Below are 18,945 nucleotides of genomic sequence, written 5' to 3'. Positions count from 1 at the left end.
CCCACCGGTGGGTGAGTGCGGGTGGGGACTGATGCCGGTTAGTTCAACTCACGACTAATTCTATGCTTCCACTAAACGAAAAGCTGCACCTAAACCGACAGCGATCTCATCGGGAGAAATTTTCCCATCATGGTTAATATCGATCGCATCGAATACCGCATCGGTTCCCGCCCATTCTTCCCGGGTGATGAAACCATCCCCATCATGATCATAGACTCGGAAAATATCTTCGGCGGCGTGTTCTAGGGTTGACTGACCTTCCAACTGGGTTAAACGTTGAATCAGCAATTGTTCTAATAATTCTAAAGCTTTGGTAAAACCTTGAATACCTTCGGTTAGTTTTTCGGAAGCCATGGCATCTTCGGCGTGCATTTTCTCAAAAGTGGCTTGATCCATGGCAATTTTGACAATATCAAGGGTTGCGGCCTGGTCTGGATCGAGCTTACGGGGTAAATCGGCTTCTGTCCCTTGCAACTGTTCCAGAAGTTTCGGGGAAATGGTTAAAAGATCACAACCGGCTAACTCGCAAATTTCACCGATATTGCGGAAACTTGCCCCCATAACTTCGGTTTTATAACCAAACTTTTTATAGTAGTTATAGATCTGGGTAACGGATTGGACTCCGGGATCTTCAGCGCCAACGTAGTCTTTACCGGTTTCTTTTTTATACCAATCGAGAATCCGACCGACAAAGGGAGAAATTAAGGTTACTCCCGCTTCCGCACAGGCGATCGCCTGATGAAAACCGAATAATAGGGTTAAATTACAGTGAATTCCCTCTTTTTCGAGGACTTCTGCGGCTTTAATCCCTTCCCAAGTCGAGGCAATTTTAATTAAGACTCTTTCTCTAGAGATACCTGCTTGTTCATACTGGGAAATGAGATAACGGGCCTTGTCGATGGTAGCTTGGGTATCGTAGGAAAGACGAGCATCTACTTCGGTGGAGACGCGGCCAGGGACGATTTGCAGGATTTGTAGGCCAAAACCGATGGCCAGGCGATCAAAAGCTAATGTGGCCACATCTTCTGGGTTGGCCTGCTTTCCCAATTCTTTTCTGGCCGCTTGCAGGGTTTGATCGACAATCGGCTGATATTGGGGCATTTGGGCCGCAGCCGTGATCAGGGAGGGGTTAGTGGTGGTATCTTGAGGGGTAAAAGCTTCGATCGCTTGGATATCGCCGGTATCGGCAACAACCACTGTAAATTTCCGTAATTGTTCTAGTAGGGTTTTAGCCATAACTTCTCCAGATGCGTGTTAACGCGAGACTTTATCTAGATCTTAGCGATTCGATCAAGAGGAAGGGAAAAATTCCCGATTGATTTAATTCCCAAGCACAGACCTGGCCAAAGTCGGGATAAGCCTGGAATCTTTGGGCCACTTCTTGCCCAAAGTCCTCTATTTGTGATAGTATTAGTGATTGTGTCGATTTAATAAAACGGAGTTTATGCCCAAGCTAAAAACGCGAAAGGCGGCGGCCAAACGATTCGAGGCCACGGGAAGCGGCAAAAAAATCAAACGTCGCAAAGCCTTCAAAAATCACCTACTCGATCATAAAAGTGCCGAACGCAAGCGCCGTCGTTTGTCCCAGATTACCCTGGTACACGAGCGCGACGAGAAGGAAGTGCGCTTAATGTTGCCCTATTTGTAAATTTTCCAGAAAAATCGTCTAAAGGATTATCATGTCTAGAGTAAAACGGGGGAATGTCGCCCGCAAGCGACGTAAAAAAATTCTCAAATTAGCCAAAGGTTTTCGCGGTTCTCACTCGCGCTTATTCCGTACAGCTAACCAACAGGTAATGAAGGCCTTGCGGAATGCCTATAGAGACCGTCGCAAACGTAAACGCGATTTTCGTCGTCTTTGGATTACCCGCATTAACGCCGCTGCCCGTCAACAGGGCATCAGTTACAGCCAACTGACCGGACAATTAAAGAAAGCTAATATCCTCCTGAATCGGAAAATGTTGGCCCAATTAGCCATCCTCGATCCCGTCGCTTTTGCTAAAGTGGTAGAAACAGCCAAAGGATAATTTAGCCCCAAGCATGACGGAAACTTGGCAAACGATTCAATTCCCCAGTTCAGAAAGTGCGATCGCTTTAGCGGGTCATCAAGAAGCTAACCTCAAATTGATAGCCAGGCAAACTGGGGCGAATTTAGTCCTCAGAGGCATGGAATTGCGGATTGCGGGACAACCAACCCCGGTGGAGCGTGCCACAGCGATTGTGCGCTCCTTAAGTATTTTATGGCAAGAGGCCAAGTTGATCGCCGAAGCCGATATTATGACCGCTATCCATGCCCTCGATACGGGGCGTTCTAGCGAGTATAAAGAACTACAGCAGGATATTCTCGCTCGTACCCGTCGCGGGGAGCTAATTCGGGCAAAAACCTTCCGTCAGCGTCAATATATTCAAGCGATTCAAAGTCACGATATCACCTTTTGTATTGGACCTGCCGGCACGGGGAAAACCTTTTTAGCCGCCGTTTTGGCCGTACAAGCTCTATTAGAAGATAAAGTAGAACGGATTATCCTCACCCGGCCGGCCGTGGAAGCGGGGGAAAAATTAGGCTTTCTCCCGGGGGATTTACAGCAAAAAGTCGATCCTTTTTTGCGTCCCCTCTACGATGCTTTATACGAATTTATCGAAGCGGCCAAAATTCCCGACCTGATGGAACGGGGTAAAATCGAAATCGCTCCCTTAGCTTATATGCGGGGACGAACCCTAGCTAATGCTTTTGTTATTGTTGATGAGGCCCAAAATACCACCCCAGCACAGTTAAAAATGGTCTTAACGCGCTTGGGATTCGGTTCGCGCATGGTAGTAACTGGAGATGTCACTCAAACCGATTTACCGCAACAACAGGAATCGGGGTTAATTGCCGCTCAAAAAATCCTAAAATCAGTAGAAGGGATCGCTTTTTGTTACCTATCCCGGGCCGATGTGGTGCGTCATCCCTTAGTACAAAAAATCGTCTCAGCTTACGAACAGCACGAAAAATAACAGATTATGGATATTAAAAATGGTTTCGTCGATGCGGTGGGTAATACTCCCCTAATTCGTCTCAATAGTTTTAGCGAGGAAACCGGCTGCGAGATTCTCGGTAAGGCCGAATTTCTTAACCCCGGTGGTTCGGTCAAGGATCGGGCCGCTTTATATATTATTCAAGAAGCGGAAAAAGCCGGTACTCTGCAACCGGGGGGAACCGTTGTCGAAGGAACCGCCGGCAATACTGGCATCGGTTTGGCCCATATCTGCAATGCTAAGGGTTATAAATGCCTGATTATCATTCCCGATACCCAATCCCAAGAGAAAATCGACCTCTTAAGAACCCTTGGCGCCCAAGTGCGTACTGTTCCCGCGGTTCCCTACCGAGATGCCAATAATTACGTTAAATTATCGGGGAGATTGGCCAGTGAGATGGAAAATGCTATCTGGGCCAATCAATTCGATAATCTGGCTAATCGTCGCGCTCACTACGAAACCACCGGCCGGGAAATCTGGGAACAAACCGACGGTAAAATTGATGCTTGGGTGGCTGCCACGGGAACCGGGGGAACCTACGCGGGGGTGGCGATGTTTTTAAAAGACCAAAATCCGCAGGTGCGTTGTGTGGTGGCGGATCCGATGGGTAGCGGTTTATATAGTTATGTGAAAACCGGGACAATTACCCTGGAAGGTAGTTCAATTACTGAAGGGATTGGTAATAGTCGTATTACCGCTAATATGGAAGGCGCACCCATAGATGATGCCATTCAAATTGATGATCCCACTGCCATTAAAGTTGTTTATCAACTATTACAAAAAGATGGTTTATTTATGGGGGGTTCTGTGGGTATTAATGTCGCTGCTGCCGTGGCTTTAGCTAAACAAATGGGGCCAGGCCACACCATAGTTACTGTTCTTTGTGATGGTGGGGCCCGTTATCAATCTCGTTTATATAATCCTCAATGGTTGGCTGAGAAAGGATTGGCTTAATCAGGAATTATCGGCTCATAAATTAGTGGAGATAATGGGAGGGGGAGGGCAACAATGAGGGAAGGCAGCAAGGGAAAATGAGGCGCTTCGGTTGGGCAAGCAATTAAGACAAGATAGATAACAATACTGATCAATATCATTATTAGGAGAATCATCAGATGTCAGTTACTATAGAACAGGATCTCAAAGAAATTTTAGGTTCAATTAATCAGAAGTTGGATAATCTACAAAAAGATGTTATGGATATTAAAATAGTACAGGCAAGATTAGAGGAAAAAGTCGATAGTTTAGAAAAAGATATTGAAGGGGTAAAAGAAGATACAAAAGAATTAAAAGGCTCTCAGAAAGCCCAGATTTGGACGTTAATCGGCATCTTGGGAACAGCTTTAATAGGAACAGTGATTCGCTATATTATTCTCCCTTTTCCTCAATCATAATTAAGATAATGAATTTTGAACCGCCTTGTGCAACAGTGATTCCTCAAATTGCAGAAAATCCCTGTACGGGAGAAGCATTCGGACAATAACATATCGCTGAAACCATAAATTTCTTATCCGAATGCTTCGCCCCTACCCATCAATTCCCCATCTACCACACCATGAATGAACAACGCACCCAAACATACCTAAACCTGATTAATCAGCTATTATCCTGCAATGATGGCGATGAACCCCGCATTGTGCAGAAAAATCAGGAATTGCTGGATGAGGGGTTGGTACAGGTAATGGTAGCAGTAGCGCAATGCTTAGGTGATGTTATACTAATAATAGTCTTGCCCAAATTTTTATTAAGGACGGGATGATCTTAAAAATATGCAATATCAAGTCAATCTCAAGCAATCAGAAGAGGGATATGCCGTTCATTCAAAATCGACAAATTGGGTTTTGGGTTTTGGGTTTTATTGTCGATGTAGTCGGGGATGAGCATTTTATTCTTATTGAGTATTGATTGAATTTAAAAGTAATTTTAGATCATCATCTTCGTTTTCAGGCTTTAAATATAATGCACAAATTCGCTCAACATCATCGGCTAAAACTTTATTTTTTTGACACCAATACTGAAGACAAATATCACTTAAATTTTCAATAAAATCATGGTCAACATTAGCGGCTGGCGTACTTTCTTCACAGGCAATTTTATCTAAAATTTTAACAATATCAGGTTCAGCTAATTGTTTAGTAATAGGATTATAAAAAATGCCGTGATAATTTTGCTTATGTAAAACTAATAGATAAAGTAAGGGATGTTTTTCTGAATATATTTTAGCACTAATTAAATCATCAGATAAAGTTTTTGCATAATCACGATTAAGTTGAAGTTTTGCTGTATGTTGATAATAAGGAGAAATGTCTAAATCTGCTAAAGCATTAAGATTGATTTCCCCAGATTCAATCGTCACTTGAGATGCCATTTCAGAAATATTAATTTCTTGAGTTTCCGCAATAGTTAAAACAGGTAAATCAATTACTTTTTTTGATTCTTGATGACGAGACATTAAATTTTTCCATCGTTTTTGAATTTCCACTAAATCATAATTTAGTGCAGTGTTACTATTCTTTGCGCTTAGTGTTGGCACAAAAGTATAAATGTGAACGATGCGAGGTAAATGCCAGAAACGTAAAATTCTTCCCGCTCTTTGAACTGGTGCGATCGGAGTCCAATCAATATCATAATTAATGACTACTGAAGCATCTTGCATATTGACACCAACACCATGGGCATCAGTTGAAATAAAAATGTCATAATTTTCGGTAAATTTCTCAGTTATTTTATTAGAATAAGGAGCGAATTGTTTAATTAATTGTTCAATCTCTCTACTATCTTTCATCTGATATTTTTTTTCATCTTCGCTTTGCTCGATAGTATATGCAATTTTTAAAGAGGGAAAATTCTTTTTAAAGTGCTGAGAAAGATAAACAACTGTAGCTCTTCTTTCACAAAAAATAATTACTTTTTGCTGGTTTTCTAATACCTGTTCTTTGATAAGAGCAGACAAAATTTTAACTTTTAGATCAAGATTCTGATTAAGGTTCTGATTGATTCGTTTAAGTTCAGTAATAATAGGTCTTAAAAAATTTTCTCTATCTTCACGAGAAACCATAAATTCAAGTTTCTCAAACTGATAGCTATTCTCCCCACCTGGAGTATCAGCAATCCTTTCTAAAACTCCTTGAAGTGAGAGGGGCGAACTTGCCCATGCAATTTTAACTGAACGATTATATAAATCTTTAAACATGATATTTTTAGATTTAAGGTTAAAGTAACCTTTGACTATTGCTTCAGTCAATTCATCTTGAAGAATCAGAGAAAAATTAATGCTATGAAGAATTATATTTGGCACATAACGTCTTTCTTCACCAAAATTAATATAGGTTTCCGATTCTTGCTTTTGACCATAATATTTAGCAACGTGAGGAGTTGTTAATTGACTAGCCACAGAAAGATTAATAAATTCATCTATATCGTTGATACACCAAGCATTAATATCTTTTTTTTCTTCTGTAAATAAATGATTATGTTCTGGGAAATTTTCCAAGAAATAGTCAAATTCTTGAGGTTTACTTTCGCAAGTGTGAGGAAGTAGATAAAGTTGATTATTGATATTTTCAATATCTTTAGCATAAGGTGAACCAGTTAAAAGTAAAACTTTAAGATTACCCTTTTTTACTAATTCTCTAAGTTTGATAAAAGCTAATCTTTCTTTTGGTTTTTTAGTAATATTAAATAAATCTTGTTTAAATCGATTTCTAAATTCTTGACTTTCATCAATAATTAATAACCAACGCTGATTTTTAATATCTTCTAAAATCTCTTCAAATAATTCCAAAGCATGATCTTGTTTAGCATCTTTTTTATCAAAAGTTTGTCGCACAAAATAATCACAGGGTAATCCCGCTTCCCGCATTTCTTTTTGCCAATTGCTGCGGGCGGCTTTAGGTCCAATAACCATGATATTATCAATTAAATCTTCATCTCGTAAATGAAGAGCTACATGAACCGCTACAACAGTTTTGCCTAGTCCAGTTGAAGCAACCAGCATTGAGCCATCAAAGTTTTTGATCTGTCGTAAAGTTTGGGCAATCATGTCAATTTGGTAGGAAAGTGGCTTTTTAGAATATCTAGTTTTGGGAGGCTGGATATTTTCTAAAACCAACATAGTTTTGAGATAAATGTCCCAAGGTGCAGCAAACTGTAACCATTTTAGTAAAATTTCTAATAGTTCTTGAGTTAAATCTTTAGCCTCAGCAAAATAATCATCAAATTCTTTAACTAATGCAAGAACCTCTGTTTTATCAGTGATAATATTACCACCTTCAACTTGTTCTCTTAATCCTTTACCAGTTAAATTTGACGAAGTTTGAATTGCCGCTTTTTCATCACAGATGTAAAGTTTATTATGATGATCTTTGGCTCTGGCATCTACAATTCCAAACTGATTTGATTGTATTTTTTCTATAATATCAAGAACTGATTTTCTTCTATCTCTGTCTAATCCTATACGCACATCTCTCATTATTTCTTGAATTAATGCCATCCTTGCCCTTTGCTCTCCTGGATCATCTAAACCTACCAAAATATAGGTTTGTTTTCCTGTAGTATAACCCCGAACTAAATTCCAACCTTTAATCGTAAAAAAGCCTGTGGCAATGCGAATTTTTTGATTAGCGCCTTCTAAGTATTTGGTAATATATTCTATTGATTTACCTGATTCAAACCAGCTTAATCTGTTGTTATTTAAAGATTTTAATTCTTTCATATTAAACCTTCAATATCGAGATATATTCTGAATCGTAAGTCATAACTATTATAATCTCATTTCTCTTTGTGATCAAGTTGAAGATTTTCTAGTTTTTGACGGCTATAAGCATTAATAATCATTGCACAAGTGAGATGCTCTCTACTAAATCTGGTTATTAAAGACTGATTATTTATTCCCCTTTTTGCATGAGTGCATGAGCAGAAAACGGGTTTCTCCGAAAAACCCGTTTTCTGTGATAACTGAAAAGGTTCTTAATTCCCTACCATTGTGATAATTACTGTCATTTAAACCACGACAAAATTAACTAATTTGCCTGGGACAACAATCACTTTTTTGATTTCTTTGCCCTCTAAATAACGTTGGGCGATTTCTGATTCCAGGGCGAGGGTTTCTAGGGTGTTTTTATCGGCACTAGCGGGAACTTGTATCGTGCCTCTGGTTTTTCCCAAAATTTGGATGACAAGGGTAATCTCGTCCACAATGAGGGCAGTAGGATCAACTTTTGGCCAGGGTTGCAGGTGAATTGATTGGCTATGGCCTAAAGCTTGCCATAATTCTTCGCTAAGATGGGGAGCAAAGAGGGAAAGTAAGATTAATAGGGTTTCGATTCCTTCCCGATAAATGGGGGATGCAAAACACTTATTATCCCCTAAAGCGTTACTGAGTTTCATCAATTCGGAAATGGCGGTATTAAATTGATAATCTCCTTCTAAATCCTCGGAGATTTCTTTAATAGCGGTGTGAATTGCCCGTCTTAAATCCTTGTCAGTTTTCGAGAAAGTTTCTATTTTTTTGACTTGCTTGGGTTTATTTTCAATATATTCGCTGACTAAACGCCACACCCGATTAAGAAAGCGAAATTGTCCTTCTACCCCCGCATCTTCCCACTGTAAATCTTTTTCTGGGGGTGCGGTAAAAAGTATAAACATTCGGGCAGTATCGGCCCCATATTTTTCCAAGACTTTCAGAGGATCAACGCCGTTATATTTCGACTTAGACATTTTTTCAAAGAAGAAAGAAAGAACTTCTCCCGTGTCTTTATCGTAATATTTATCCTCTTTGTAGATAACATTTTCTGCGGGGACATATTTGCCAGTTTCGGGATTTTTGTAGGTTAATCCCTGTACCATTCCCTGGGTTAATAGACGGTTAAAAGGTTCATCGACATTAACTAAACCTCGGTCTCTTAAAACTTTGGTAAAGAAACGAGAATAGAGTAAATGTAGGATAGCGTGTTCGATTCCTCCGACGTATTGATCCACGGGCATCCAATCATTAACCTTCTCAAATTGAAAGGGTATATCTTCATTTTTAGCATCGGTATAACGGAGGAAATACCAACTAGAATCGATGAAAGTATCCATGGTGTCGGTTTCCCGTTTTGCGGGAGTGCCACAGCGAGGACAATCCACATTTACCCAGTCTTCTAATTTGGCTAAAGGAGAAGCACCTCGACCGCTAAATTCGACATTTTCCGGTAAAGTAACCGGTAAATTATCGATAGGTACTGGCACGGTTCCACAGTTAGGACAGTGGATAACTGGAATTGGACAACCCCAATATCTTTGACGGGAAATTAACCAATCCCGGAGACGATATTGTATTCTAGCTTTGCCGTAACCTTGGGCAGTGGCATAATCAATAATAGCGGTTTTTCCTGCTGTAGAATGCAGACCATTAAATTGAGCGGAATTAATCATAATTCCCGCTTCTGTATAGGCCTCTTTTAACTCAATTTCGCCACTTTCTGGAGTAATAACTATCTTAATTGGCAGGTTATTTTCCCGAGCAAATTTAAAATCGCGACTATCGTGAGCCGGGACTCCCATCACTGCCCCTGTCCCGTATTCGTAGAGGACATAATCAGCAATTAAAATCGGAATTTCTTCACCGGTAAAAGGATTAATTGCCAGTCCTCCGGTTTTAATACCGCGTTTGGGTTTATCTTCGGCGGTTCTTTCTAATTCGCTTTCGCTGGCTATCTCTTGAATAAAAGTTTCTACGGCCGATTTTTGTTCGGGAGTGGTAACTTGTAAAGTTAAGGGATGTTCGGGAGCAAGTACCACATAAGTGACTCCATAAACCGTATCGGGACGAGTGGTAAAAACGGCAATTTTTTCTGTGGAGTTAACAAGAGGAAATTCTAAATAAGCACCTACCGATTTACCAATCCAGTTGGCCTGCATGGTTTTAACCCGTTCTGGCCAACCGGTAAGTTTATCTAAATCAGTCAGTAATTGTTCGGCATAATCGGTGATTTTTAGGAACCATTGACGGAGTAATTTTCTTTCTACTTTAGCACCCGATCGCCAAGATTTTCCTTCACTATCTACCTGTTCATTTGCCAACACAGTTTGATCGATAGGATCCCAATTCACTGCCGCTTCTTTTTGGTAGGCTAATCCTGATTCAAAAAACTGTAAAAATAGCCATTGGGTCCAACGATAATATTCCGGGGAACAGGTGGCAACTTCTCTTTCCCAATCGATAGATAATCCTAACTGTTGTAATTGCCGTTTCATCTGGGCAATATTTTGGTCTGTCCATTTTGCCGGAGGAACTCCCCTTTCAATGGCGGCATTTTCTGCCGGTAATCCGAAAGCATCCCACCCCATGGGATGCAGCACGCGATAACCCTGCATTCTTTTCAGACGGGCAATCACATCGGTGATAGTATAGTTGCGAACGTGACCCATGTGCAGGTTGCCCGATGGATAGGGGAACATGGAGAGGGCGTAAAATTTCGGTTTATCGGCGTTGTCTGGGGTTTTGTCCAATCCCATTTGCTGCCAAATCTTCTGCCATTTCTGTTCGATTTCTGCGGGGTTGTACGGCACTGGGGTCTTTTCTCCTGAGTTTTATCTATCCCTCCCATTTTACCGCAGCCGGCTGGGGGTGATTGCCAGTCTTGGAGTTATCCACCCTGCCAAAAACCCTCTGGGTTTTAGTGGTTAATTTTCCAGGGGAATATTAAACCTCTTGCATAATTAACTTTTGAGGGTTCAAAAACGTCAAAAATAAGGATTAAATCGCATAAAATCTGTAAATAGACCATTTAACTGATTATTATTCATTCTTAATTCTCCTGACTACTGACTACTGGCTACTGACTCCTAACCCTAACAACAATTTTTGATTTTTACAAGAGGTTAACAGCCGTTCGACTTCACCCAATAGTTACTTGACTGGTATCGACGCTGGTTGCCCCATGGACTTTACTGGCAATGGCTACCATTTTATTTAAATTCGCCTGATTGGAAACCTTGCCTTTTAGTACAACTTTACCACCAGTTTGAGCGACCCATAATTTGTCTTCATCAGCTAAATCTGGTGTCTCGTCAAAAGCTAAAACTACTCGTTTAGCTAGGCCGCTTTCGTCGTATTTTCCGTCTAATCCGACTCTTTCGGGGGGAATACCGGCAGCAGCGGCTTTACCTGCGATCGCACTAGCGGCATTGGCCGGTTTATCTAAGCCAAAAATTCTTTTTAACCAATCCATTGCTAACACTCCTGATTGAGTTCTAAAACCCCAATTTCTTTAAGAGGGATTTGGTCGAAACGATGTGTCGATCTAATCCTAAACGATCGGGACTCACTCCCACCGCTAAAGCGACCAATTGGGAAAAATGTAACACGGGTAAACCTAAACTTCGACCAATCACTTTTGCCACTTCCGGTTGTCGGGAATCAAGATTAAGATGGCATAAAGGACAAGGGGTGACTAAACAATCGGCCCCCACTGCCATCGCCTCTAAAATGTGTTTTCCTGCCATTTGGAACGATTGGGTGGTGGCATAACTGGACAGGGGCCAACCACAGCATTGAGTGCGTCCTTGATAATAAACCGGATTCGCCCCCACGGTCCGAAAGACATTTTCTAGAGATTCCGGCTGAAAAGGATTATCGTAGGGGAGAGTATCCTGGGCCCGCAGGAGATAACAACCATAAAAACCGGCACAATTTAAGCCTGATAAGGGACGAACCACCTTGGCCGCCAGATTATCTAAGCCATAATCGCCCACAATTGCCCAGAGTAGGTGCTTAACCGTCGTCGTACCTTGGTAGGGGGAACAATGTTCTTTCTGTAAATAATTATTAACTTCCTCAACATAATTGGGATTATTATGCTTTGCTTCCTTCAAGCGCTCATCCACATGACCGATCACCCCTTGACAGGTGCTACAGTGAGTCAACAGGGGTAAATTGAGGGCTTCCGCTAGGGCAATATTGCGCGCATTGACGGCATCTTCCAACAGTTGCGAATCTTCCTTATAAGTTCCCGAACCACAACAGGCAGCTTTTTTGAGTTCGACTAAATTAATCCCCAAAGCTTCCGTCAGGGCTGCCGTGGATAAATATAGTTCCCGACAGGCACCTTGGGCGACACAACCGGGAAAATAAGCATACTGGAGATTGTTGACTGTCATGGATTCTAGGAAATTACTACTTATTACCTATCTACCATCTTGGCCCCCTTCCCCTCTGTCATCACTAAAGTCATGGAATTTCTTAATAGACAGTTTTTTGTGAGCTGCTCCGAACAAGTGTAGGGTAGTTTGCCCCCAGAAATAATATCCCAAAAGGAGGAGAGCCATCTCAACAGTATAATGGCTCTCCTTGAGAAAAATTGTTGTCCTGAGGAGTCGGTTGTACAAATGGGAATCTGCCCAGTCAAGAGGTGATTTACTGGTAGAATTGAGATTGTAGCCGAGAAATTGCGGCGAGAAACGCTATTTTGTCTGCTTACGCCGCTTGGGGGAGGGTGATGACAGCATCAAAGTCCGCACGGCTAGGGAAAATCGAGAGAACCCGGTCCAGTTGGGTTAATTCAAAGATAATCTTGACTGAAGGTGGAATAGAACAGATATTGAGGGATTTTTCTTGACTTTGAGCCAGACGAAAGGCGGTAACTAAAGCCATTAATCCAGCACTGTCAAGGAATTCCACCCTACTCATATCCACGAGAAAAGTGACAGAGCTACTCTGGTTAACCAGATTGGTGAGCTGCTCTTGAAATTCTAGGACGTTAGCGGCGGTAATATAGCCACTTGGCTCAAATAGAGCTATTTCTGGGACTTTTACAGGACTTTTCATGGCTTGGCTTTGAAATTCATAAATGAACCTTTTAACTGGAAATCAGATAACGCTATTATGTCCTAACTTTCTGATTTTGCAACCCCGCTCTTGATAGATTTTCTCTCTCCTGAAAAGATTAATCTTTTTTTAATCTTTACCCTGTGGGAAGGAACCACTTTTAGGTTAACCTTATAATCCAGGCGCTAGAGAGGAACAGTTATCAAGGCTTACTAGGGGGAACATCAGGGGAAAGTCGCTAGGTTTAAGCTCTAATCCCGAATCACTGATGATGACCCAGCATTCTACCGGGATTTTTGCTGAAATAAAGTAAAGCAGGATACGGAAACTAGATTTATCGAACTAGAGTAAGAAAATTGTGGATACCCAGCCGACTATCCGCCAATTAGTGGAACAAGCCCTATATTATCGTCAAATCACACCAGAAATCGAAAACGGAATTAATGAACTCCTCGCTCGTCTTGGCTACGTTTCCGATGTGGATTATGAGGCCCTCGAGTTACTCATGGATGAAATGGACGAAGGCCGGATTAATCTGGTTCCGCGTCGGTAACTTCAGTGAGCAGTGAGCAGTGAGCAGTGGTGAGTTTTCAGTTCACTGATGGCCCTTCGGTTCCTGTTCTGCAATGGAAGGGGTGATAAGGGATGAAACCATTATAGGGAGAGACATTTAGCGATCACCCGCTCAAACCGAACCTAGTAACGAAGAACCTCACCGATGACTGTTTACTGTTTACTGATTACTGATGACTGAACAATCCCCCAAAACCCAATTTCCCCAAATTTCCCCAAATTAATATAATTAACTTCAGGCTTTCTCTTAACCTGATTTTTTCGATGATTCCTTTAACTCTTAATCTCTTGCAAGGTTCCGTTACTTTTCGTTTCAGTCCCAGTGCTGCTCTGGATTTGCAAAGGGAAATTAACATTTTACTCGATCGCCTAAAAGCGATCGCCAGTAATGCCTCTAGTGGGGGTAAACCCCAACCCCAAAAACCGATGGAATATCAACACACTGGTGATGTGTTTCTGGAAGTGTTTTGTAATCCCAATATTTATCCGAATCCTTTTTCGGCTAAAGTTTTGTTAACGGTTCGTGATGATCGCCTACGCTTAACCACAGAAGCAGAATTAACCCGTGTGATCGAGGATTTAGAGCGTTATCTCGACCAAAATAGTTAGAAGTGGGGGATTTTTGGGGTTTCGACCTTTCCCTGTCGTCCCACCTCTCCCCATCTGACTATTCTTCTCTAGCTTGCCATGTTACCGACCGATTTATTGATTTCCCGTCAAAATGGCGAGACAATTATTCCCAAACGCTTACCCCTCGCTGGCGATTATCTGGCGATCGCTCAAGAACAAATCAGCTGTTTTCAGGAAAGTATCGGTGCAACTAAGGGGGAATTAAGCCAAAAACTCCTAATCTTGGAGGGAGACAGTCCCGATTATAAAATTAAACGGGGATTTGCTCACCTATTAACCAATCATTTTGCCACCTTTGAGATTATTAGTCCCTTAGAACCGCAGGAATTAAGAAAAAGAGTTTTTGAACAAGCGGCTAACTTTGTTCCTATTCCCCAAAATCGATCGCTAATTCTGGAGAAAATTGCCCAGCAACTCAGCCAAGAATTAAATCAAGAAATTTTTCCAGTAGCTCTAGAAAAAGGACTCTATGCTGATTTAGCAGAGAATAAAATTCTCACTCAATTTGATTCTCCCACCCCCGAAAACTTAATTCATCGTTTTAACCTCTCGCAAATTCAAGGTATTTTTTATCGGGCCAGTTATTTAATTATCAACGTCCACCGCAACGATCCGGGGGAATATAAATATCTCTTTCGCTATCTAAAACTATTTCGTTTAATGACTTATATCGAAGGGGATGCCGACACGGGATTTACTATTACTATCGATGGTCCCACCAGTTTATTTAAAGCTAATAGTCGTTATGGCATTGAAATCGCTAAATTAATTCCTGCCTTACTCCATGTCACTCACTGGAATCTGAAGGCACAATTACAGTACAAAGATTCCTACACAGGAACTATTAAAAAACAACAGTTCAATTTAGAGGATAACTGTGGTCTGGTGTCCCACTATTCCCCGGGTAAACCCTACGATAGTATGTTAGAGGAATCTTTCGCTAAACGTTGGTTACAGTTAAAAACTGAATGGCAGTTAGAAAGGGAAGTGGATTTAGTGCCTTTACCCGGAGGAGTGATGATTCCCGATTTCCGTTTAGTGCATCCCGATGGTCGCGTTTTTCTCCTAGAAATTGTTGGTTATTGGCGACCAGAATACCTACAAAAGAAATTTTTACAGGTTAAATCGGCCCAAGCAAATAATCTAATTTTAGCCGTATCGGAACGGTTAAATCTCGAAAAAGCTGGAGTTAAATTCCAAAATCTACCCGCTCAGGTTATCTGGTTTAAAGATAAATTATCACCCCAAGCAGTGTTAGAAGTTTTAAATTAAAAGGTTAGGAAGCTAAAAGCGGAAGTATGATTTAATACTCCCGCTTTGGTTTAATCAGACTAGGTCAACTCTTTCGCTCAAGACCAGACAATGAGTGCTACATCATTGAGCAATGGCAGGACTGATGGACACTTTCACCACTTTATTTTTCTCTTCTTCCGCTTTCGGGAGGGTGAGATTGAGAATACCATCTTTGTATTCAGCGGTCACGTTAGTATTATCAACCTGAACCGGTAGAGGAATAACTCGATGGAATTTACCATAACGGAACTCAGTGCGGGTAAATCCTTCTTCTTCGGTTTTAATTTCCGATTTTCTTTCACCATTAATGGTCAGACTATCGGCTGTTACTTCCACGTTGAGGTCTTTGGCTTCCATACCAGGTATTTCCAGTTTAAGCTGAACTGCCTCTGGCGTTTCGGTCATTTCCGCCGCTGGGATGAAGGATAACCCCATTTTTTCACCATCACCCAAATGAGTCGGCACAAGACGGTCAAACAAGCGATTCATTTCTTTTTGTAGGCCTTCTACTTCTCTGAAAGGTTCCCAACGTATAAGTGCCATATAAGTCACCTCCGAAGTTTTCTTAACGCTAGAGATGTTGGTTTATCTCTACACTTTTAGGATAGATAAAAGATTCTCTGACCGGGGTAGGGTTTTCGGTACTGAGTTTTTCCAGATTCCCGTACTATCTCCTATACTAGAGCTAGGTGAAAAAGTTTTGCGTCGGGAAGTGGGGTGTGGGAATTATAAATTATAAATTATGAATTATGAATTATAAATTATGAATTGGGAATTATAAATTATGAATTGGGGAGTGGGAAATGGGGAGACCACTTCGTGCGCGATGTTCGGACATTCGGACGTTCGGTGAAGCTCAGTCGAGCCGTTGCGGGGGGAAGTGGGGAGTTTTCTCAGTGAACTGATAACTGATAACTGATAACTGACTCCACCAAGAGACTTTTTCAGCAAAACCTAATTATCTACTGATGAATAATTAAACTTTCTAAACTGGTTTGTAAATCTTGGGTTAATTGTGCTACGGCCGAGCGTCGATCGCTTTTATAATCAGCATAGCGCTCGGATACGGAAATAGGTTGACCGATAGTTATTATCGCTTTTTGTTGACCAATTTGGGGACGAAAAAAGGGATTACCTCCCTTAATTCTTATCACTAAATCCCAGAGTAATAAAATTGTCTCGGCGAATCTTTCTACGGTGGGTTTTTCCTTGACATAATAACCAGTTACTGACACGAAACTTTCGACAATTCTCATGTGCCACATTTTTAAATTAGCTTCATCGGCCAGGCGATAAGCTAATCCTAATTCAAGGGGAGAAATAGAATGAGTGGGTTTTAATTCTTCCCGATAAATGCGTTCCCATCCTGCTTGTTCCAAACGACGACAGCGATCGATCACATTACCATTAGGAGAAATATTAAAATACTTTTCTGCGGTTTGTAGGGCCACATCTAATAAATTGGCTAAACGTTTGGCTAGGGTTTCATTTGGATCATCACCATTGGCAGGCACTACCGGCAAAGATTGATAGTAGAAATCTCGATAAAAATCCTCCATTAAGGATAATAATCTTTCTCCTAAACGAAAAAGACGCTCGTATAAAACCTTTTCTTCTAGGGATGAATTCGGGATTGATTCTAAACCGCTATCGGTTTCTAAATTAGTTAAAATTTGCTCGATTTCTTGCCACACTGGAGTCATATAAAAATACTGAATACCAATGGGTAAAATAATTACTTCTTGCTGTTGTTTAGCTTTTTTGACATCATCTACACCCCAAAAAGCCAATTGAGAAATACCCGGTTCAATCGCACTGACAAGCTCATTATGTCCGTTAGTTGCCCCTTCCGGAGCGGCGGCCAAAGGATAATCTCCTTCTAATAATAAACGACGAGCCGAACGCAATCCGATTAAATCGGCTTTTCCCCGTTGAATTGGTGTGCCACCTAACTTAGAATATAACCATCCTACCCTTTCTCCCGCCCATAAAGGAATCCCTCGATCATACATAAAATGAGCGTGAATTGGCTTGTTTAATTTTATTCCTAACTCTTGGGCTTTTTTGGGTACTAATTTCCACAAAAGATAGGCCATACAGTAGGGATCGTTAATACTGGGATGACGAAAAGCAAGCAGTAAACGGACTTTTTTCTCTTGACTTTTTTGATAAAATTTGATTAAAGTTTCTAGATTGGCGGCGGAAATTTCTCTTAAGTTGGTTTGAGTTTGTAACCAGAGAGGTAAAAAGATTTGACATCCCTTTAAAAGCAAGGGATTAAGGTCAGGGTGTATAAATTCTAGAGGAGGTTGTGCGCCCAAAGATAGATTAGACATATAAGTAATATAAGTATAAGTAGTCGTGCCAAATAAATTTCCTAGTTGAGACTCCGAGACAGGTATCAGTTATCAGATTTGAGTTTTCAGTTCACTGTTTACTGTTTACTGTTTAAGGAAGAATAAAAGAAAACTCTAATCAATAATTACCCACCGGCCAAAAGGTAATCACAGCAGCAAACAGGTGTCGAGCTAGATTTCAAATAGACTGGGATTGCAGGCTCCCTCAACCGTGAAAGGAGAAATTAACCGACTTTGAGCGAGCAGGAACACCAGTAGTTTACCTCCTCACCTAAACAAATACAGCTATACTATAGCTCTATCCCCATTTCTCGCAAACGAGCCGCCAACTGTTGAGAACGCTGTCTTTCCGCTTCCAGAGCTTGCTGAGTAGCATTTAATTGCTCCTGTGCCGCAGCCGCTTGCTCCTGTGCTGCTTCTTCTGGTAAGGGGATTAAATTGCCTTCCGGGTCATAAAATCTGGCCCAAATTGCCATTTCTCGGTCAATAGTACCCTCCCAAGTTCCCAACCAATAGCCTAAAGTTTCGCACCATAACCAGCCGCGCTCGTTTCGTTCTAAAGAATGGTAGCGTTGGTCGGCCCCTAAATGCCATCCTTGTAAAGAATTGCCATCGAAAGGATCGTAGATGAAATAATCTGGCGTGCGGAAGGTTCCCTCATAAATGGCTTTTTTTCGCACTTTATCGGTCTTGGCGGTACTAGGAGAGGTTAATTCCACGATAACGTCGGGATAACGTCCCTCTTCTTCCCAAATTACCCAACCCTGTCGCTCTCTCTTGCCATCAACATTGAGGACGGCGAAGAAATCGGGCCCGCGAAAATCGCGATTTTTCGCCTGTTCGCGGCTGAAATAAATAAACATATTGCCACCGGTGTAGAAGTCGTCTCGTTCGCCGTAACCCTGCTGTAGGGAGCGAATCAAGACATTCATGGCAATGCGGTGTCGGTTGCTTTCCAAGGGTTCACCATCATCAAAAATTAAGTCTGTGGGGGGTGGGGTGGGTTCCCAGAAGTCCTCGAAATCTTCTTCTATCGGTGCCGGAGAGGTGGCAGTTTCGTCGCTTTTGGCAATCGTCATTTTTTCGGCCTCTCTAGGTGGGAGTATCTATATTTTTGCTGATTATTGATCCTATGTTACATCAGAATTTAGGAGTGAGGAGATAGATTTTAGGAGTTGAAAAAATTATCTTGGCTTAACAATGATCAAAACTTTTCTTCTGGGTGCGTTACATTGGGCTAATACACCCGACTAATACTAAATCCGT

18 protein-coding genes are annotated in these 18,945 nt (G+C 41.4%); 9 read left to right on the top strand and 9 right to left on the bottom strand.

What is annotated here, in order from left to right; genetic code table 11:
• Positions 1 to 60: 60 nt before the first annotated feature.
• Entirely contained in the window at positions 61 to 1,236 is a 1,176-nt protein-coding gene (locus tag N0824_RS12120) for a transaldolase (protein WP_108936931.1), read from the bottom strand.
• 208 nt (positions 1,237 to 1,444) lie between these two features.
• Between N0824_RS12120 and rpmI the strand changes: the two genes are divergently transcribed.
• The 6 genes from rpmI (at position 1,445) to N0824_RS12090 (ending at position 4,774) form a co-directional block, all read left to right on the top strand.
• On the top strand, positions 1,445 to 1,648 hold the full coding sequence (gene rpmI, locus N0824_RS12115) for a 50S ribosomal protein L35 (protein ID WP_002781071.1): 204 nt from the start codon (positions 1,445 to 1,447) through the stop codon (positions 1,646 to 1,648).
• 31 nt (positions 1,649 to 1,679) lie between these two features.
• The gene (rplT, locus tag N0824_RS12110) at positions 1,680 to 2,027 is read left to right on the top strand and encodes a 50S ribosomal protein L20 (RefSeq protein WP_108936930.1); all 348 of its coding nucleotides are present in this window, start codon (positions 1,680 to 1,682) and stop codon (positions 2,025 to 2,027) included.
• A gap of 13 nt (positions 2,028 to 2,040) precedes the next feature.
• Positions 2,041 to 2,997, top strand: coding sequence for a PhoH family protein (locus tag N0824_RS12105; protein WP_002772048.1), 957 nt, complete (start codon positions 2,041 to 2,043; stop codon positions 2,995 to 2,997).
• 6 nt (positions 2,998 to 3,003) lie between these two features.
• Positions 3,004 to 3,972, top strand: coding sequence for a cysteine synthase A (locus N0824_RS12100; RefSeq protein ID WP_108936929.1), 969 nt, complete (start codon positions 3,004 to 3,006; stop codon positions 3,970 to 3,972).
• Between the two features lie 158 nt (positions 3,973 to 4,130).
• Positions 4,131 to 4,409, top strand: coding sequence for a hemolysin XhlA family protein (locus N0824_RS12095; RefSeq protein ID WP_004162819.1), 279 nt, complete (start codon positions 4,131 to 4,133; stop codon positions 4,407 to 4,409).
• 161 nt (positions 4,410 to 4,570) lie between these two features.
• The gene (locus N0824_RS12090) at positions 4,571 to 4,774 is read left to right on the top strand and encodes a hypothetical protein (protein ID WP_004162652.1); all 204 of its coding nucleotides are present in this window, start codon (positions 4,571 to 4,573) and stop codon (positions 4,772 to 4,774) included.
• 132 nt (positions 4,775 to 4,906) lie between these two features.
• Here the strand turns inward: N0824_RS12090 and N0824_RS12085 are convergent, their stop codons facing one another.
• The 5 genes from N0824_RS12085 to N0824_RS12065 all read right to left on the bottom strand — a co-directional run bounded on the left by N0824_RS12085 (position 4,907) and on the right by N0824_RS12065 (position 12,826).
• Positions 4,907 to 7,729: a helicase-related protein gene (locus tag N0824_RS12085; RefSeq protein ID WP_108936928.1), complete on the bottom strand. Its 2,823-nt coding sequence runs from the start codon at positions 7,727 to 7,729 to the stop codon at positions 4,907 to 4,909.
• 287 nt (positions 7,730 to 8,016) lie between these two features.
• Complete coding sequence (gene leuS, locus N0824_RS12080; protein WP_108936927.1) at positions 8,017 to 10,569, bottom strand: leucine--tRNA ligase; 2,553 nt, start codon at positions 10,567 to 10,569, stop codon at positions 8,017 to 8,019.
• Positions 10,570 to 10,898: 329 nt separating this feature from the next.
• The gene (locus N0824_RS12075; RefSeq protein ID WP_108936926.1) at positions 10,899 to 11,231 is read right to left on the bottom strand and encodes a BON domain-containing protein; all 333 of its coding nucleotides are present in this window, start codon (positions 11,229 to 11,231) and stop codon (positions 10,899 to 10,901) included.
• Between the two features lie 22 nt (positions 11,232 to 11,253).
• On the bottom strand, positions 11,254 to 12,159 hold the full coding sequence (locus N0824_RS12070; protein ID WP_108936925.1) for a CoB--CoM heterodisulfide reductase iron-sulfur subunit B family protein: 906 nt from the start codon (positions 12,157 to 12,159) through the stop codon (positions 11,254 to 11,256).
• A 316-nt stretch (positions 12,160 to 12,475) separates the two neighbouring features.
• Positions 12,476 to 12,826, bottom strand: a complete 351-nt coding sequence (locus N0824_RS12065) for an STAS domain-containing protein (RefSeq protein ID WP_108936924.1) — start codon at positions 12,824 to 12,826, stop codon at positions 12,476 to 12,478.
• 358 nt (positions 12,827 to 13,184) lie between these two features.
• Between N0824_RS12065 and N0824_RS12060 the strand changes: the two genes are divergently transcribed.
• The 3 genes from N0824_RS12060 (at position 13,185) to N0824_RS12050 (ending at position 15,301) form a co-directional block, all read left to right on the top strand.
• Positions 13,185 to 13,379 (top strand): hypothetical protein, encoded by a 195-nt coding sequence (locus N0824_RS12060; RefSeq protein ID WP_002761266.1) that lies wholly within the window; start codon positions 13,185 to 13,187, stop codon positions 13,377 to 13,379.
• Between the two features lie 284 nt (positions 13,380 to 13,663).
• The gene (locus N0824_RS12055; RefSeq protein WP_108936923.1) at positions 13,664 to 14,008 is read left to right on the top strand and encodes a hypothetical protein; all 345 of its coding nucleotides are present in this window, start codon (positions 13,664 to 13,666) and stop codon (positions 14,006 to 14,008) included.
• A gap of 78 nt (positions 14,009 to 14,086) precedes the next feature.
• Entirely contained in the window at positions 14,087 to 15,301 is a 1,215-nt protein-coding gene (locus N0824_RS12050) for a DUF790 family protein (RefSeq protein WP_108936922.1), read from the top strand.
• A gap of 102 nt (positions 15,302 to 15,403) precedes the next feature.
• Here N0824_RS12050 and N0824_RS12045 read toward each other — a convergent pair whose 3' ends face one another.
• From N0824_RS12045 to N0824_RS12035, 3 genes are all read right to left on the bottom strand, one after another.
• On the bottom strand, positions 15,404 to 15,865 hold the full coding sequence (locus N0824_RS12045) for an Hsp20/alpha crystallin family protein (protein ID WP_046660869.1): 462 nt from the start codon (positions 15,863 to 15,865) through the stop codon (positions 15,404 to 15,406).
• 419 nt (positions 15,866 to 16,284) lie between these two features.
• A complete protein-coding gene (locus N0824_RS12040) occupies positions 16,285 to 17,658 on the bottom strand; it encodes a 1-acyl-sn-glycerol-3-phosphate acyltransferase (protein ID WP_108936921.1) in 1,374 nt (457 codons plus the stop codon).
• Positions 17,659 to 17,969: 311 nt separating this feature from the next.
• Positions 17,970 to 18,758: a Uma2 family endonuclease gene (locus N0824_RS12035; RefSeq protein WP_108936920.1), complete on the bottom strand. Its 789-nt coding sequence runs from the start codon at positions 18,756 to 18,758 to the stop codon at positions 17,970 to 17,972.
• Between the last annotated feature and the right edge of the window lie 187 nt (positions 18,759 to 18,945).

This window comes from Microcystis sp. 0824 (genome assembly GCF_003112475.1).
GTDB lineage: Bacteria > Cyanobacteriota > Cyanobacteriia > Cyanobacteriales > Microcystaceae > Microcystis > Microcystis aeruginosa_C.
This window is presented reverse-complemented; position numbering and strand designations above follow the sequence as displayed.

What these genes read in the sequence shown, in the direction of transcription:
- N0824_RS12070 (WP_108936925.1), bottom strand. Translation starts at nt 12,159, where the DNA reads ATGACAGTCAACAATCTCCAGTATGCTTATTTTCCCGGTTGTGTCGCC.
- N0824_RS12035 (WP_108936920.1), bottom strand. Translation starts at nt 18,758, where the DNA reads ATGACGATTGCCAAAAGCGACGAAACTGCCACCTCTCCGGCACCGATA.
- N0824_RS12075 (WP_108936926.1), bottom strand. Translation starts at nt 11,231, where the DNA reads ATGGATTGGTTAAAAAGAATTTTTGGCTTAGATAAACCGGCCAATGCC.
- N0824_RS12095 (WP_004162819.1), top strand. Translation starts at nt 4,131, where the DNA reads ATGTCAGTTACTATAGAACAGGATCTCAAAGAAATTTTAGGTTCAATT.
- N0824_RS12045 (WP_046660869.1), bottom strand. Translation starts at nt 15,865, where the DNA reads ATGGCACTTATACGTTGGGAACCTTTCAGAGAAGTAGAAGGCCTACAA.
- N0824_RS12100 (WP_108936929.1), top strand. Translation starts at nt 3,004, where the DNA reads ATGGATATTAAAAATGGTTTCGTCGATGCGGTGGGTAATACTCCCCTA.
- N0824_RS12065 (WP_108936924.1), bottom strand. Translation starts at nt 12,826, where the DNA reads ATGAAAAGTCCTGTAAAAGTCCCAGAAATAGCTCTATTTGAGCCAAGT.
- N0824_RS12120 (WP_108936931.1), bottom strand. Translation starts at nt 1,236, where the DNA reads ATGGCTAAAACCCTACTAGAACAATTACGGAAATTTACAGTGGTTGTT.
- N0824_RS12105 (WP_002772048.1), top strand. Translation starts at nt 2,041, where the DNA reads ATGACGGAAACTTGGCAAACGATTCAATTCCCCAGTTCAGAAAGTGCG.
- N0824_RS12050 (WP_108936922.1), top strand. Translation starts at nt 14,087, where the DNA reads ATGTTACCGACCGATTTATTGATTTCCCGTCAAAATGGCGAGACAATT.
- N0824_RS12040 (WP_108936921.1), bottom strand. Translation starts at nt 17,658, where the DNA reads ATGTCTAATCTATCTTTGGGCGCACAACCTCCTCTAGAATTTATACAC.
- rplT (WP_108936930.1), top strand. Translation starts at nt 1,680, where the DNA reads ATGTCTAGAGTAAAACGGGGGAATGTCGCCCGCAAGCGACGTAAAAAA.
- N0824_RS12090 (WP_004162652.1), top strand. Translation starts at nt 4,571, where the DNA reads ATGAATGAACAACGCACCCAAACATACCTAAACCTGATTAATCAGCTA.
- N0824_RS12085 (WP_108936928.1), bottom strand. Translation starts at nt 7,729, where the DNA reads ATGAAAGAATTAAAATCTTTAAATAACAACAGATTAAGCTGGTTTGAA.
- N0824_RS12055 (WP_108936923.1), top strand. Translation starts at nt 13,664, where the DNA reads ATGATTCCTTTAACTCTTAATCTCTTGCAAGGTTCCGTTACTTTTCGT.
- rpmI (WP_002781071.1), top strand. Translation starts at nt 1,445, where the DNA reads ATGCCCAAGCTAAAAACGCGAAAGGCGGCGGCCAAACGATTCGAGGCC.